This window comes from Streptomyces sp. NPDC005141 (genome assembly GCF_053599975.1).
In genome coordinates this window covers 73,331-87,764 of the sequence record NZ_JBSFYW010000040.1, presented here as the reverse complement: position 1 = coordinate 87,764, position 14,434 = coordinate 73,331, and the positions used below count along the sequence as shown (strand labels likewise).

Genomic DNA, 14,434 nt, shown 5'->3' with positions numbered 1-14,434 from the left:
GACGGCATCCCCATAAGCACCACTTTGCCTCCGTGACTCCGATGTTCCTCCTCCCGGTCTCCGTCCGCGACTCGCCCGTTCCGCGACGCTTCGACCGTATGCGCCTGTTCGTCTGCCCGGCGGGGGTGGCGGCGGTTCCGGCCCGCCGCGGTCACCCGCCGCTCATCACGGCGACTACTCGGTCTTGACCTGGATGCTGCCGTCGATGATGCCCGCCTTGGCCTTGGCCACGGCGTCGGTGAGACCGGCGATCTCCGCCATCTTCGGGTTGCTGTCGGCGAGGCCGACACCGTCCACCTTGAGGTCGAAGGTCTGCGTGCCGGTCAGCGGCTTGCCGTCGTGAACCGACTTGGCCAGCGTGAAGACAGCGCCGCCGACATCCTTGAGCGCGGAGGTCAGGATCGAGTCCTTGTACTTGGCCAGCGCTTCCTGCTTGTACTGGTCGGAGTCGACACCGATGGCCCACACCTTGTTGGCGGACGCGGCCTCGATGACACCCTGACCGGACAGACCGGCCGCGGCGTAGATGACGTCCGCACCCTTCTCGATCTGACCCTCGGCGGCGGCCTTGCCCTTGTCGGGGCTGGAGAAGCCACCCTCCTCGGCGGTCTGCGTCAGGTACTGCGAGAGGACCTTCACGCTGGGCTTGGTGTCCTTGACGCCCTGCGTGTAGCCGGCCTCGAACTTGTGGATCAGCGGAATGTCGACGCCGCCCACGAAGCCCACGGTGTTGCTCTTGGTGGCCTTGGCGGCCGCGACACCGGCGAGGTACGAGGCCTGCTGCTCGGCGAAGACGAGAGAGGCCACGTTCTTGCCGGGCACGACCGAGTCCACGATGCCGAAGCTGGTCTTCGGGTACTTCTTGGCGACGGCCTCCAGCGCGGGGCCGTAGGCGAAGCCGATGCCGATGACCGGGTTGTAACCCTGCTTGGCCAGCGACGACAGGCGCTGCTCCTTGTCGGCGTCCGTCTCGCCGTCGGTGGGCTCGATGTCGGCCGTCTTGTAGCCGAACTCCTTCTGAGCCTTCTCCAGGCCGGAGAACGCGGCGTCGTTGAAGGACTGGTCGCCCTTGCCGCCGACGTCGTACGCGATGGCGAGGCCCTTGGTCCCGCTGCTGTCGCTGCTGTTGCTGCTGCCGCTGCTGTCGTTGCTGGTGCCGCCGCAGGCCGTGGCGGCGAGTGCGAGCGACGCGACCCCCACCGCGACGCGGGTCAGGCTGGCTATCCGACGCATCTGAAGCTCCCCATTCTCCAAAGCCCCGCAGTGGGTGCTGAGTTCGGCGCACATTAACGCGCGTAGACCGTCCAGGGAACGGGGTTCCGCCTGGCCGTTATCCATTCGTGCCGATGGCCGGTTACGTCCTCGTGAACCATGGGACCGAAAGGTGCTTTTGGGGATGCAGCACCCACCACGACCATCACACGCTGTGTCCGGCAAGTGGAGCCCGCGTGACGGAGCGGGTGGTTCCTGCTCCACGGAGTGACTGCTGACGAATGACTCCGCCCACGCTACTGCGCGGCACCGGGGGGCGCGACCGGAGTCACCGGCCGCGCCCTGAGCGGTCAGGCCCGCTCGTCCAGGAGGGCCGCCGCGGTGAACATCTCGACGCCGACCGTGATCGCGTACTCGTCCGCGTCGAAGTCGCCCCGGTGCAGATCGCGGATGGTGCGGTCGCCCGGCGGGCGGACGCCGAGGCGGGCCATCGCGCCGGGCACGTGCTCCAGGTACCAGGAGAAGTCCTCGCCGCCGAGGCTCTGCTCGGTGTCCTCGATGGAGTGCGCGCCGCGCCGGGCGGTCATCGCGTCACGGAGCAGCTCGGTGACGGCCGCGTCGTTCACGACCGGCGGGACGCCCCGGATGTAGTTGATCTCGGTCTTGGCGCGGTAGAGGTTGGCGATCTCGTCGATGGCCGCGTGGACGAGGTCGGGCGCGGCCCGCCAGGCGTCGAGGTCCAGGCAGCGGATGGTCCCGGACAGCTCGGCGTGCTGCGGGATCACATTGCAGGCGTGCCCCGACTCGATGCGCCCCCAGGTCACCGCGAGTCCGCTGCGGGCGTCCACGCGCCGGGCGACGAGCGCCGGCACGTCGGTCACGACCCGCGCGGCGGCGGTGACGAGGTCGGTGGTCAGGTGGGGGCGCGCGGTGTGGCCGCCCGCGCCGTCGAGGGACACCTCGAGCCGGTCGCATGCCGAGGTGATGGCGCCGTGCCGCAGCCCGATGCGCCCCGCGTCGACCCTCGGGTCGCAGTGCACGCCGACGATCCGCCCGACTCCTTCGAGCACACCGGACTCGATCGCGTCCGGGGCCCCGCCGGGCAGCACCTCCTCCGCGGGCTGGAAGATCAGCCGCACGCGCCGGGGCAGCAGCCCCTGGGCATGCAGGTCCGCGAGGACGAGACCGGCGCCGAGCACGACCGCCGTGTGGATGTCGTGGCCGCAGGCGTGGGCGCGGTCGGGCACGGTCGAGCGGTACGCGCAGTCACTCTTCGTGTCCGGGATGGGCAGCGCGTCGATGTCGGCGCGCAGCGCCAGCATGGGGCGTACGTCGGCCGGGTCCCCGATGTCACAGATGAGGCCGGTCCCGATGGAGAGGACGCGCGGCTCCAGGCCCGCCCGCTCCAGGCGCGCCTTGATCGCAGCGGTGGTGCGGAACTCCTGATTGCCGAGCTCCGGGTGCATGTGCAAGTCGCGACGGAACGCCACGAGTTCGGCGCGCAGTGCCTCGGGCAGCGCGCCGGGGAGCAGCGGCTCCCCGGGGAGATCGGCCTCGGACTCTCGGGACATCAGTTGGTTCACCCTTTGAAGGGTAGGACGATCGGGCGGCCAACTGACCCACGATCAACAAAAGTTCAGCCCGTTAGGGGAAGAAAATCTGACCGCGTGGTGCATGGCTGGCTATGAGGATGGGTAAACTCGCCCGGCTCTTCGGGCGTTTGGATCTTGAACAGGCCTGGGTGACCGGCTGCGATCCCACTCGGCCGGGGATCGCCCGCCGATGTGCACAGGAGAACGCCCGACGTGCCCGAGCCCATTCCCGTATGTCGTCTCCACAGTCTCACAACACCGCGACCGAGTTCCGGAACCGTCACCGCATCGCGACGGCAGCGTCACTTTCCGTGATCTGCACGGTGCGCGCGGGGCGGCCGGGGTGCGCCCGGGGCGCGGCGGGGTAGGGCACGGGCGGGCGCGGGTCGGCGGGCGAGAGCCGGGGCGGCGGCTCAGCCGAAGCGGCCCGCCACGTAGTCCGCCGTGCGCTGGTCCTCGGGGGTGCCGAAGATGTGGCCGGTGGGGCCGTGCTCGACGATGCCGCCCGGGGTGCCCTGCTCGGCGAGGAAGAAGGCGCACTGCTGGGAGACGCGGGCCGCCTGCTGCATGTTGTGGGTGACGATGACGACGGTCACCTCGCCGGCGAGCTCGTGGATGGTCTCCTCGACGCGGCGGGTGGACGTCGGGTCGAGCGCCGAGCACGGCTCGTCCATCAGCAGCACCCGGGGCCGTACGGCGAGAGCGCGGGCGATGCACAGACGCTGCTGCTGGCCGCCGGAGAGCGCGCCGCCGGGCTGCCGCAGCCGGTCCCGGACCTCCTTCCACAGGCCGGCCCGGGTCAGGCTCTCCTCTACCAGTTCGTCCTTCTCGCGGCGGCCCACGCGCGTGCCGGTCAGGCGCAGGCCCGCGACCACGTTGTCGTAGATCGACATGGCCGGGAACGGGTTCGGCTTCTGGAAGACCATGCCGATCCGGCGCCGGGCCTCGGTCAGCCGCCGCTCGGGGGCGTAGACGTCCTCGCCCTCGAGGAGCACCTCGCCGGCCATCGCGGCGGAGGGGATCAGCTCGTGCATCCGGTTGAGCGTGCGCAGGAAGGTCGACTTGCCGCAGCCGGAGGGGCCGATCAGGGCGGTGACCTGGCCGGCGGGCATGGTGAGGGAGACGCGCTCCAGCACCAGGTGGCTGCCGAACCAGGCCGAGACGGCACGCGCCTCCAGGGTCGCGGGGGCGGTCTTCGGCCCGGCGAGGAGCATGCCCGACGGGACGGGCGGCAGCACGGCGGTGTCGGCCGCGGCGGTCCCGGGGTCGGCGACGGCGGTGGCGGTCGGCGCACGGCCGGTCCCGGCGGTGGCGGCCGGCACCTTGTCGGTCGGGGCGGTCTCGGTCGCGGCGCTGTCACGCGCGGCGGTCGCATCGGTCACGTCGGGCACCTCATGGCGGGATCGGGTCGGGCTCGGCTGGGTCACACGGGTGGGGCCGGTCGGCGGTGTCACATCAGGTTCGGCAGCAGTTCGGTGACGCGGGTCGCGACCTGGAGGCCGAGGACGGCGACGACCGGCGCGAACACGATCCAGGTCTGGTGACGGCCCCAGCGGTGCCAGGCCCACACCGCGGCCACCGCCACGGCCACCAGCGCCTGGAGCCACATGACCAGCGGCCACGGCACTCCGCCGGGTCGGGCCAGCGGCTGCTCGGACTCGGGAAGCGTGCCGGAGCGGATGACCGCGGCCGGGGTCTGCGCGGGCGCGGAGACCAACTCGGCGTCGACGCGCAGCACTCCGCCGGGCATGAAGTCCGGCCCGGTGGCCGTGAGGAGGACCATGCGGCCCTTGCCGGCGGCGAGGGTGGTGGGCGCCGGGTCACCGGCCCGTCGTACGCCGAAGACCTGGTACTTCGCCCTGCCCTGGCCGGTGGTCACGCTGAAGGTGTCGCCGGCGGCGAATTCGTCGAGGCGCTCGAAGGGTCCGCCGTACGCGGCGGCGCGGCCCATCACCACGCTGGTGCCGGCCTGCCCCGGCAGCGGGGTGTCCCGGCGGTGGCCGGGGCCGTCGGTGAGGACTGTGGAGTCGGTGCCCTCCAGGACCACCTGGTGGACGTGGAGGGCGGGGATGTCGATGAGCGCGACCGGGGTGCCGGGGGCGAGCAGGTCGCCCTGCTGATCGGTCTGGGCCACCGGGGCGGTACCCAGAGCCAGTTGGGCGCGCAGAGAGTCGAACGCGCCATGCTGCGCCGCCCGTTCCTGGAGGCCGCTGACGAACAGCAGCTGCACGGTGAGGCCGAGCAGCAGGGCCGCCAGGGTGAGCAGTCCACCGCGGGCGAGGTGCCGGACGGCGGTGACGCTCCGAACGCCCATCCGCGGTGCGGGCGTTGCGAGCGTGGTCTGTACGGCGACCGTCACGGCGGCACGTCTCCTTCACTCAACTCATGGAACGGGTGGGACGGATGGGCGGAAGGACGGAAGCGGGACCCCGCCGGGGAGTGCCCTGTGGGGCGCCCCCCGGCGGAGGTGTGGTGCAACCGGCCACGGATCAGGTGGACTTGATGGTGAAGTTGGAGCCGTTCTTCGAGTTCACCGTGGTGGAACCCACGTACCAGACGTGCATGGTGTGCGAGCCGCGGGACAGCTTGGGCAGGGTGAGGGTCACCTTGCCGCCGCTCAGGGTGCCGGTGGCGATGACGCGCGAGCCCTCGTAGACGCGGACCGTGCCGGTCGGCGTGGTGCCGGTCGCGGCGACCTTGATGGTGACCTTGGCCCGGGACAGGTGGCTGATCGAGGTCGGCGCGATGGTGCTGACGGTCGGGGTCGCCTTCGTGACGGTCAGGGAGACGGTCCCGTTGGACGTCAGGAGCTTGCCGTTGCCCGCGTACGACACCGTGAGGCCGTGCTTGGCGACCTTCAGGTGGCTGGACAGGCTGACGGAGACCTTGCCCGTGCTGTCCAGGGTGCCGGTGCCGAGGGTGGTGGTGCCCTCCTTCACGGTGACCGTGCCGGTCGGGACGACGCCGTGCGTGTCGGCGACGGTGACGGCGACCTTCGGGGCCTTGCCGTACGCGGTCGTCGCGGTGGTCGCCTTCGTGGTGGTCGTGTACTTGATGTCGCCGGTCCAGGAGGCGACAGGACCGCTGCCGTTGAGGTTGGCGGCGGAGACCGTGGCCGTGTGGCGGCCGAGGGCCAGACCGCTGAAGGTGTACGACAGGGTGGTGGCCGGGACGTCCTTGACGGCCACGACGGCGCCGTCCGAACCCGTCAGGATCACGCGGTAGTCGGTGACCGGGAGGCCGGTGGCGGACGGGGCGGTCCAGTTCAGCCTGACGCTCCCGTCGCCGCGGGTGCCGCTCAGGACCGGCGCGGCCGGCGTGGAGGCGTCGACGCCGGACTCCTCCAGGCCGCCGAGCTTGGCGTGCTTGGCCGGGTTGACCGAGCCGTTGTAGGACTCGTTCACGAAGCCGAACTTGGCGATGACGCCCTCGGCGCCCTCGGAGGCGAGGGCCGCCTCATGGGTGCCGCTCGTGACGAAGACGTCGTAGACGTCCTTGTCGAAGAAGATGCTGGTCGGGTCGATAGCCCGGGTCGGAACGACGTTGTAGACGTCGCGGCCGAAGGTGGCGTTCTCGTAGTAGGCGCCTACCGGGGCGAGTTTGCCGTTCACGGTGGCGACCGGGGTGGTGGCGCCGGAGTCGCCGGGCAACTGTACGGCGGCCAGGTGGGCGCCGGCGGCGGCCGCGTCGGTGCTGAAGTCCGGCGAGATGCCGTTGTTCTGGGCGATCCAGCTGCCCACGGAGAACGGGACGAGCGCGCCGTCCGCGTCGAGGGCGCCGTCGGCCTGGTTCTCCTGGACGGTCCCGACGTTCGGGGAGAGCGTGGCGTCGGTGAGGCCGATCGCGCCGAGGAAGAACTTGCGGGTACCGGAGCCGCTCTGCGGGATCTTCGGGTGCACGCTCTGGCCGTTCACCACGGTCAGGGAGCCCGAGTAGATGTCGTGCAGCTGGTCGACGGTCAGCGTGTTCAGGGCCGAGCCGCGGACCGCCACGCCGACCGCGTCACGCGCGAACGGGATGTAGGTGAAGGCGGTTCCGGAGGTGCTCGGGCCGCTGGAGGAGCGGGCGAAATCGACCTGGCCCTTGATGGAGACGCCCGAGCTGTCGGGGAACTTGTCGCCGGTCAGCGCCATGCTGAGGGCGAGGCGGCCCTTGCCGGAGCCGTTGGGGCGCAGGAAGGACGGGCCGCCCGTGCGGGTCTGGATGTTCGAGGTGGTGGAGCCGGTGCCGGGCTCGATCGCGTCGTAGGAGGCGACGCCCGCGCCGCTCGCCGCCTTCACGGCGGTGTCGGCGTAGCCCTTGCCGTTGACGGTGTCGCCGGCCAGGGCGTTGAGCACGTCCTGGGTGGTGTCCGAGCCCACTCCGACCAGCTTGCGGAAGGTTCCGGCGGGAGTGGGGTCGGCGGACGCCGGGCTCGCCAGAGCCAGCGTGCCGGACACCACGGCGGCGGCGACCATGGCCGCCGAAAGGCGCATCGTGCGCATTGAGAGTCTCCAGAGGGTGTGCGACGTGACGTCGGGAGGATCTGGCAGGGTGGTACGGGCCGTCCGCCCCGACTGCCTTTCGGGGCGGGCGGCCGTCTGTGGGGACCGCGGGCCCGGCGGGCCCGCGGTCCGGGGGCTCAGTCCCGGCCGGAAGGCAGCCGCCTGCGCAGCCACTCCGGCAGGGTGAACGCGGGGACGGTCACCGCGCGACCGCCGGGGAGCGGGATGCGCGGCGGGAGCCGGAGCCTGCCGCCGCCGGCGAACGGCGCCCCGATGCCGGCGAAGGCGCCGAGCGCGGCGCCGACCGGGACGGCGTACCGCAGGGAGTTGGCCGGGTCGTCGGGTGTGGTGCCGAGCGCGGTGGTCTGTACGGCCTCGCCGCCGTCGTAGGACGGTGCGCCGCTCGGCGTCGCACTCGCGCCTGTGCTCGGAGTGGCGCCGCCGTCGCCGCTGCCACCGGTGCCGCTGTCACCGCCGGTGGAGCCGCCGGAGACGGTGCCGTCCGATCCGCCGCCGGAGCCGAGGGAGTCGCCGCCGCCCGTGGAGCCGCCGCTAGATCCGCCGTCGGACCCCGTGCCGCCGGAGGGCGTCGAGGTGGGCCCGGTGTAGTGGACGAGGGCGTCGGCGGCGTCCGTCGCCTTGGTGCGCAGGGCTTTCGAGAGCGGGGCGTAGCCGACCGGGAGCAGGCCCGGGTCGGCGCCGTTGGTCTGTCCGTCACCGGCGGCGTACCGCAGCAGGGCCGCGTAGTCCTTGCGGGCGGCCGCGTCGACCCCGGCCGGACGGACGGCCGCGTAGACCAGCTGGGCGAGCGGGTAGGCGCCCTCCGTGTCGGCCGTGGCCGGGGTGATCTCGGGGGCTCCGGTGCCGGTGGCGCCGGTGGCCGCCGCGGTCAGGGACGCCGTGGCGGGGCCCACGAACTTCCCGGCGGTGTTGCGCAGCCGGGCGGTCTGGAGGCCGTACCGCGCGGCGGAGGCCGCGTCGGTGACGGTGATCACGAAGCGGGAGCCGACCGTCTGGGGTCCCGGGCTCTTGAACGCGGGCGGGTTGGCGAGCGCGTCCCAGCTGGACTTCCAGAGGGTGTCCGCGCGCCGGGTGTGCAGGGCGCCGGAGTGCATGTCCTCGACGTAGGGGTGGAAGTCGGTCATGCACTGCTTGACGGTCGCGTCGGTGCCCGGCGGGATCGTGCACCAGGGGTCGCTCTTGGGGTAGTCGTCGGTGTTCGCGGGATCGAAGGCGATGCCGGTCGGGTTCAGGCCCGCGCTGGTGCTGTAGTACGGATTGACCCGCGTGCCCCAGTCGTCGGCGGCACCGGCGAGGAAACCGCGGGCGTCCTTGTCGGAGAGGATCCACTGCCACAGCGCGCGGGCGGAGTCGCCGTGCCCGAGCGAGGTGATCAGGTCGGTGTCGGTGGACGGGGTCTCGGAGACCGACAGGTCCGCGAACTCGGGGTTGAGGGCGATGAATTCGGGGTCGCTCGCCAGGCCGGCGGGGTTGGTCCTCGCCCAGCCGTAGCCGGTGGCCGCCCCGTCGCCGAGCACCGCTCCCCAGGGCGAGTTGCGGTACGACTCGGTGAGGAGCTTGGCGACCAGGCGCGGGGTGAGGTCGACGGACATGACCTTGGTGCCGGCGAGCCGGCGGACGGAGTCGGGTGCGCCGGCCTTGGGCCTGCGTTCGACGGTGAAGCCGATGACGGTTCCGGAGAGCGCGACGGGCGCGTACACGGTCGGGTCGGAGGGTGCCGTGGTGCCCGGGTCGGTTCCGAGGGCTCGGGTGGTGAAGGCGAGTCCGGAGGAGCCGTCGTTCGTGAGGCGGGCGCGGGTGTCCGGCTCGCCCAGCTCGGTGTAGCCGTACACCGTGCCCGTCGGGCAGAGAGCCGCCTGCCAGCTGGTCATCGCGTCGGCGGCGAGCTCGCTGCCGGTGGTGGCGCGTTCCTTCGCACCGAGCGCGCAGTTGGTGCCGACCGGGTTGAAGCCGATCGGGATCGCGACGCGGTTGGCCCAGTTGGTGGAGGAGACCGGGGATCCGGCGTTGACCTGGCTGTGGTCGGCGTACGGGTTGCCGTCCAGGTCGAGGTGCCCCTGCGGGACGATCACCAGCCAGCAGGAGCGGGGCGCGGTGCCGCCGTTCCGTGCGACCGGGGTGCCGCAGCCCAGGTGCGGGGCCTCGTTGGCGGTCTGGACCTCGAAGTACTCCTTGCCGGTGCCGTCGGCGCCGGTCCGGGCGAAGTCGACCTCGTTGGTGGTGTTGCGGTTGAAGAAGGCGTTGCTCTGGGTGCCGGAGGTGATCACCGTGCCGTCGACGGACTTGAAGGGCACCTCGCCCGGGGCATTGGGGTTGGCCGCTCCGTACCGGTTGTCCTGGCCGTAGTTGGTGGGGTCGGCGCTGTAGAAGACCTTGCGGGTGTCGTCGTAGTCGTTGCCCGGCCAGCTGCCCCGGTCGGTGGTCGGGGAGGCGCCGTACTGGCACTGGGTGCGCGCGGGGCCCGGGTTGGCCGGCACCGTGCCGTCGTCGTCGCCCCAGCACTGCATGATCTGCACGAAGTCGGTGTTGAACGACGTGCCCGCGAAGGTGGTCGGGGTGCCGCCGGACCAGGAGACCGTGACCGCCTGGCTGGTCAGGTGGGTGGTCTGGTCGACGGTGAACCTCATGTCCTTGAACTCGCCGCGGCCGGGGACCGTGACGGCCGAGGAGGTGGCGTCCGCGGTGCCCGCCGCGGTCGCCGGGGCGGCGGCCTGTGCCACGCCGAGGCCGGCGAGGGCGCCCACGGCGGCGCCTGCGACGACGCGCAGGAGCAGCCGTCGTACGCGGAGCAGCGCTCTCCCGCGCGTGCGCCGGCTCGTGCTCGCGGGTCCTGTGCCGCGGCGTCCTGTGATGCGGGAGCTCATCGCGTCCGCCCCTGTCCGGCGTCCTTGCCGCTTCCGTCGACGCTGCCGCCGCTTCCACCGGTGCCGCGCCCGGCGATCACCCGGGACACCACGGAGGGCAGCAGCACGAGTCCGAGCACCAGGAAGGCGGCGATCAGCATCAGCGTCTGGGTGCCGGTCCAGCCCTGGCTGCCGGCCACGGACACCGGCTGGGCGAGCGCGATGGTGTCGTTGACCGCGCCTCCGCCGCCGCCGGCGCTGCCGCCCGAGGAGCCGGCTCCGGAGCCGCCGCCGGTTCCGGGCGACAGCGTCTGTCCGGTGTCCGGGTCGACGACCGGTTCGGCGCCGCCTCCGGTGCCGCCTCCCGCGGTTCCGCCACTGCTTCCCGAACTACCGCCGGTGGTACCGCCGTTGGTGGAACCACCCGAGGCGGAACCGCCGCTCGTCCCGCCCGTGGAGCCCGAACCGCCGGAGCCACCGCCCTCCTTGGCGCCGCCACTGCCGGTGGTGCAGGGCGGTGCGCCCTTCTTGTCGCAGGCCGCCGGGTAGGGAGCGGTGTCGGCGAGCTTGTTGTGTCCGTCGCTGGAGAAGGTCGGGTTGTTGCAGCCCTTGATGTTGATGCTCCGGGCCTGCACGCCCGGGATGCGGCGGATCTGTTCGAAGCCGGCCTTCACCAGGTTGATCGGCAGGGGCGAGTAGCCGAGCGAGGGCGCCTGTTGCTGGCCCTGGCACATGAAGTAGTACGAGAACGCGCCGAGCGTCTTGCCCTTGGCCTTGGTGAAGGTGCCCTGCACCTTCAGGGGCAGGATCATGTACGAGTAGCTGGAGAGCGGGTAGTTGCGCCGGTCGGAGTCGTTGTAGACGCCGTCGAGCTTCTGGGTGAGGTAGTCCGCGGAGCTCTTGTCGGTGTTGATCTTCGCCTTGAGCAGCGAGACCGCGACGTTCTGCGGGGTCGGCTCGGTGTAGTAGCCCGCGTGGTTGAGGACCTTGGCGACCGGATAGTGCGCCTTCAGGGCGTACGAGTAGTTGACGTACCCGATCGCGCCCTCGCCGTAGTTCTGGGCGACGTAGCCCGCCACTCCCAGGTCACCGGCCTGGGCGATCATTCCGGAGACGGTCGGGTAGTACGAGGTCTGCCCGCAGGCTCCGGAGCGGCCGACCCTGCGGCAGTAGGCCTGCCACAGCGACTTGTGCTGGTTGGCCATCCACATCGTGAACTGGGCGGTGGAACCCGAGCCGTCGGAGCGTACGACGGGGACGATGGTGCGGTGCGGGAGCTGGATCCCCGGGTTGTCCGCCTTGATCACCGGGTCGTCCCAGGTCTTGACGGCTCCGGTGAAGATCTTGGTGACCACGTCGCCGGACAGGCGCAGGTTGGTGACCCGCTTGCCGTTGACGGTCAGGTGGTACATGAAGACGGTGCCGCCGGCCACGATCGGCATGTAGGCGTACGACCCGGACCCGGGCCGTTCGGCGGCCGAGCCGTCGGTCGGGTGGGTCTGGAACGGGATGTCCGAGACGGCGAAATCGACGGTACCGCTGAGGAACTGGCGGCGGCCGTCCGAGGAACCGGTGCCGGCGTAGCTGATCCGCATGCCGTACTGGTTGACGGCGCGTCGCCACTCGTCGACGGCGTTCTCGGCCCAGGTGGAGCCGGCGCCGGAGATCGGCGTGTAGCTTTCGGCGGCCGCGGGGGCCGCCAGGGGACCGGCCAGCAGCCCGGCGATCACGCCGAGCAGCGCGCCGAGCGTCCCGAGTGCCCGCAGGCGCCCGAGGGCGGTGTGGAGGTGGCTGCGCATCAGTCGGTCTCTCCGGTGGCGGGGGCGGACAGGGCGGTTCCGGTGGGTTGTGACCCCACCGGGCTCTCGAACAGGGACAGTCCGGGCGTGTGCAGGTCCTCGAAGCGCCGTACGTCCTGGCGCGAGGCACGGGCGGTACGGCGGGCCTGACGCTTGGTCTGGTGCCCTGGACCGCGCCCGCCGATCACCCGGGCGATCACGAACAGCACCAGGACGAGGGCCATCAGGACGGCCGCCGCGCCGAACCCGCGGGCGATCATCGTGGGCTCGGGCGACTTGACGAAGTTGAAGACGGCCAGCGGCAACGAGATCATCGGCCCGCTGGTCGGGTCCGCGTTGAGCGCGGCCGTGAAGCCGGCGGTGAGCAGGACGGGCGAGGTCTCGCCGATGCCTCGGGCGGTGCCGAGGATGACGGCGGTGGCGAGGCCGGAGCGGGCGGTGGGCAGCACGACGTGCCACACCGTGCGCCAGCGCGGCGCGCCGAGCGCCTCCGCCGCCTCGGTGAGGTTGCCCGGCACCAGGCGCAGCACCACGTCCGAGGCCCGGATCACGATCGGCAGCATCATCACGCTGATCGCGAAGCCGGCCGCGAGGCCCGACTTCTGCAGGCCGAGGCCGAGGATCCAGGTGGCGTACACCATCAGACCGGCGACGATCGAGGGCAGCGCGGTCATGGCCTCGACGATCGTCCGGACGAAGCGGGAGAACCGGCCCGGGATCTGGTTCAGATAGACGGCGCAGGCGAGGCCCAGCGGCACGGTGATCGCGAGCGCGATGGCGATCATGGTGAGCGTGCCGAGCATCGCGTGGGCGATGCCGCCGTGGGTGAGCGGGTCGAGCGGGCCCGAGGCCTGCATGTCCTCGGTGAAGAAGTTGCGGTGCGGCAGCGCCTCCCGGCCGCGCCAGGCGGTGAAGCCGACGACCAGGAAGAGGCCGGAGAACAACAGCGTGGCCGCCGTCCACAGCACGACGGTCATCACCCGGTCGCGTACGGCCTGGCCGTCCTCGTCGAGCCCGGTCAGTACCGCGTAGATCCCCAGGAAAACGAGATAGGCGGTGATCGCGAAGCCCAACCCGCCGGAGAACGGTGCGAGTTGACCGAACAGCAGGACGGTGACGCAGAATCCGGAGGCGGCGGCACCGCACAGGGACAGCACCCCGGAGCGGCTGACACCGCCGATGCGGCGCGGCCGGAGGGGCGGCAACGCGGGCTCCGCCGTGACGTTCGCGGGCGCGGGAACGGTGTCCTGGACACCGGACGGGGACGCTTCTTCGATGACGGTCATCTCATGCCTCGCTCTGCGCGCCGGACCGGCTGCGGGCCACAACGGAGGAGGCGGTGAAGTTGACCGCCAGGGTGAGCAGGAACAGCGCCAGGCCCGCCGCCATCAGCGCCGACATGCCGAAGGTGGAGGCGTCGCCGTAGTGCAGGGCGATCAGCGAGGACACCGAGTTCGAGCCGGTCTGCAGGATGTGCGGCTGGATGACGAAGACCGGCGAGATGATCATGTAGACGGCGATGGTCTCGCCGAGCGCCCGGCCGAGCCCGAGCATGGTGCCGCCGATCATGCCGCCCTTGCCGTACGGCAGGACGACGCTGCGGATCATGCCCCAGCGGGTCGCGCCGAGCGCGTAGGCGCCCTCGCGTTCGCCGGCCGGGGCCTGCGAGAAGACCTCGCGCATCACCGAGCACTGGATCGGCGCGACCATCAGGGCGACGACGATCCCGGCGATGAAGGTGGAGGCGGTGAAGACGCTCTCGGAGGCGAGCGGGTCACCCGGCTGGGCGCCGTCGACCGTGAACAGGGGGATCCAGCCCAGCCACTCGGACAGCCATCGCGACAGGCCGATCACGTGTTCCTGGAGGAAGAACAGCCCCCACAGTCCGTAGACCACCGAGGGCACGGCCGCCATCAGGTCGACCATGCTCACCAGGGTGCGGCGCAGTCTGGGCGGGGCGACGTCGGAGATGAACAGCGCGGTCCCGACGGCCAGCGGCACGGAGATCGCCACCGCGACGAACGCGATCAGGACGGTGCCGGTGAGGACGGCCGCGATGCCGAACCTGTGGACGTCCGGCTGCCATTCGGCGGTGGTGAGGAAGGAGAAGCCCCGGGTGCGCAGCGCCTGGCCGGCCCGCAGGAGGAGGAAGAGTCCGACGCCCGCCATGACGGCGAGGACGGCGATGCCGGTGGCCGTGAGCTGGTACCGGAATATCCGGTCACCCACACCGCGGGCCGCGTTGAGCCGCCGGGGAGCGAGCTCCAGAGGATCGGGCCCACCGGAGACGGCGACAGCGGTCCCTGGTCTGTCGGACTCCGGTCTCTCGGACTCCGGTCTGTCGGACTCGTCTTGCGCGGACGCCACGTGCGGTCCCCCATTCCGGAACGGAATCCCCGCGCGGCGGCCGATCGGCACCGCGCGGTGCGATTCAATGGCCGGTTCGTGTCGGTCCAACGCGTGAACTATGGAGAACTGGCGAA

9 protein-coding genes are annotated in these 14,434 nt (G+C 71.6%); all 9 read right to left on the bottom strand.

Annotated elements, in window-relative coordinates; all coding sequences use genetic code 11:
- Nucleotides 1–174: 174 nt before the first annotated feature.
- Complete coding sequence (locus ACWD68_RS27595) at nucleotides 175–1,233, bottom strand: BMP family lipoprotein (RefSeq protein WP_451809154.1); 1,059 nt, start codon at nucleotides 1,231–1,233, stop codon at nucleotides 175–177.
- A gap of 329 nt (nucleotides 1,234–1,562) precedes the next feature.
- Nucleotides 1,563–2,783, bottom strand: a complete 1,221-nt coding sequence (locus tag ACWD68_RS27590) for an amidohydrolase (protein ID WP_451809165.1) — start codon at nucleotides 2,781–2,783, stop codon at nucleotides 1,563–1,565.
- Nucleotides 2,784–3,217: 434 nt separating this feature from the next.
- The gene (locus ACWD68_RS27585; protein ID WP_451809164.1) at nucleotides 3,218–4,018 is read right to left on the bottom strand and encodes a phosphate ABC transporter ATP-binding protein; all 801 of its coding nucleotides are present in this window, start codon (nucleotides 4,016–4,018) and stop codon (nucleotides 3,218–3,220) included.
- A 236-nt stretch (nucleotides 4,019–4,254) separates the two neighbouring features.
- On the bottom strand, nucleotides 4,255–5,163 hold the full coding sequence (locus ACWD68_RS27580; RefSeq protein ID WP_451809153.1) for a sortase: 909 nt from the start codon (nucleotides 5,161–5,163) through the stop codon (nucleotides 4,255–4,257).
- 130 nt (nucleotides 5,164–5,293) lie between these two features.
- On the bottom strand, nucleotides 5,294–7,288 hold the full coding sequence (locus ACWD68_RS27575; RefSeq protein ID WP_451809152.1) for an Ig-like domain repeat protein: 1,995 nt from the start codon (nucleotides 7,286–7,288) through the stop codon (nucleotides 5,294–5,296).
- A gap of 137 nt (nucleotides 7,289–7,425) precedes the next feature.
- Nucleotides 7,426–10,173: a hypothetical protein gene (locus tag ACWD68_RS27570; protein ID WP_451809151.1), complete on the bottom strand. Its 2,748-nt coding sequence runs from the start codon at nucleotides 10,171–10,173 to the stop codon at nucleotides 7,426–7,428.
- Nucleotides 10,170–11,951 carry a phosphate ABC transporter substrate-binding protein PstS gene (gene pstS / locus ACWD68_RS27565; protein WP_451809150.1) on the bottom strand — a complete coding sequence of 594 codons (1,782 nt, stop codon included), beginning with the start codon at nucleotides 11,949–11,951 and terminating at the stop codon, nucleotides 10,170–10,172. The genes ACWD68_RS27570 and pstS overlap by 4 nt, the downstream gene beginning before the upstream one ends.
- Nucleotides 11,951–13,237, bottom strand: a complete 1,287-nt coding sequence (gene pstA, locus ACWD68_RS27560; RefSeq protein WP_451809149.1) for a phosphate ABC transporter permease PstA — start codon at nucleotides 13,235–13,237, stop codon at nucleotides 11,951–11,953. The genes pstS and pstA overlap by 1 nt, the downstream gene beginning before the upstream one ends.
- Before the next feature lies 1 nt (nucleotide 13,238).
- Entirely contained in the window at nucleotides 13,239–14,318 is a 1,080-nt protein-coding gene (pstC, locus tag ACWD68_RS27555) for a phosphate ABC transporter permease subunit PstC (RefSeq protein WP_451809148.1), read from the bottom strand.
- Nucleotides 14,319–14,434: the final 116 nt, after the last annotated feature.

Bases quoted from the DNA above. Each gene is read 5' to 3' on its own strand.
- pstA (WP_451809149.1), bottom strand. From the start codon at position 13,237: ATGACCGTCATCGAAGAAGCGTCCCCGTCCGGTGTCCAGGACACCGTT.
- ACWD68_RS27595 (WP_451809154.1), bottom strand. From the start codon at position 1,233: ATGCGTCGGATAGCCAGCCTGACCCGCGTCGCGGTGGGGGTCGCGTCG.
- ACWD68_RS27570 (WP_451809151.1), bottom strand. From the start codon at position 10,173: ATGAGCTCCCGCATCACAGGACGCCGCGGCACAGGACCCGCGAGCACG.
- ACWD68_RS27585 (WP_451809164.1), bottom strand. From the start codon at position 4,018: ATGCTCCTCGCCGGGCCGAAGACCGCCCCCGCGACCCTGGAGGCGCGT.
- ACWD68_RS27575 (WP_451809152.1), bottom strand. From the start codon at position 7,288: ATGCGCACGATGCGCCTTTCGGCGGCCATGGTCGCCGCCGCCGTGGTG.
- ACWD68_RS27590 (WP_451809165.1), bottom strand. From the start codon at position 2,783: ATGTCCCGAGAGTCCGAGGCCGATCTCCCCGGGGAGCCGCTGCTCCCC.
- pstS (WP_451809150.1), bottom strand. From the start codon at position 11,951: ATGCGCAGCCACCTCCACACCGCCCTCGGGCGCCTGCGGGCACTCGGG.